1 protein-coding gene is annotated in these 1,024 nt (G+C 47.6%); it reads right to left on the bottom strand.

Going from position 1 to position 1,024, the window contains the following annotated elements:
- Positions 1-48: 48 nt before the first annotated feature.
- On the bottom strand, positions 49-1,024 hold a 976-nt coding region (coxB, locus tag A3729_RS25270; RefSeq protein WP_068634410.1), incomplete at its 5' end, for a cytochrome c oxidase subunit II.

Below are 1,024 nucleotides of genomic sequence, written 5' to 3' on the forward strand. Positions count from 1 at the left end.
TGATTTTGTTCATCAATTGTAATAGTAGAACTCATTGATTATCTCCTCCTAGCGCGCCGCTTTGACATCAGCTGGTTGCACAACATCACCTGTGTTATTACCCCAGGCATTTCTTTCGTAGGTTACGATTGCTGCCACTTCCAGGTCATTCAACTGAGCGCCCCAAGCAGCCATGGCTGTACCCGATACACCCTTGATTACGACTTCAAGATGTTTAGCGGGGTCGCCTTTGGCAATTTCGCTACCAGCCAGCGCTGGAAATGCGGGGGGAACACCAGAGCCATCGACTTGGTGGCAGGCTCCGCAGTTGGTGTTGTAGAGGGACTCGCCCCGAGCCATTAATTCTTGCATTGGCCAGACAGTGTCTGAAGAAGCTTCCTTCTCTTTCGCTATCTTGATTTCCTTTTGCTTTGTCATCCATGAATCAAACTCGCTACCGGCAATCGCTTCAACTTGAATGGGCATGAAAGCGTGCCCCGTACCACAGTTTTCGGCACATTGGCCGTGATACGTGCCAGCCTTCTCGATAATAGTCCAGGTTTCGTTGATATAGCCGGGAATGGAGTCTTTCTTAACCGCAATTGCCGGAACCCACCAAGCGTGAAGAACATCGGTTGCGGTATGAAGGAAACGAATTCGTCGGTCAGTAGGTAGGTAGAGAGGGTTATCCACCATTCTTAAATAGCGATCACCAGCTTGTTCCTCAGGCAGTAGGTTACTGACGATCTTAATATCGTCTTCCATGTACTCGTATGTCCACTTCCATTGGGAACCTGTCACTTTAATTGTCAGGTCTGCTGGGGTCTTATCTTCAATTAAGTCAAAGGTAGAGCTTGCGCTGCCAGCAATACTTAAATCAATAGCGAGTACAATAATCGGCACCAGAATCCAGGACCATGTGCCAAACTTGCTGTTATGAAATTCTTGGTCGGCTTCGTAATTTTTCGACTTTCTGAATTTGAATATGGAGTAAAAGATGACGACGGTGACGAGGATCATAATGATCAGTGCGATGTAGGCCGTC

It is taken from the genome of Oleiphilus sp. HI0043, assembly GCF_001634935.1.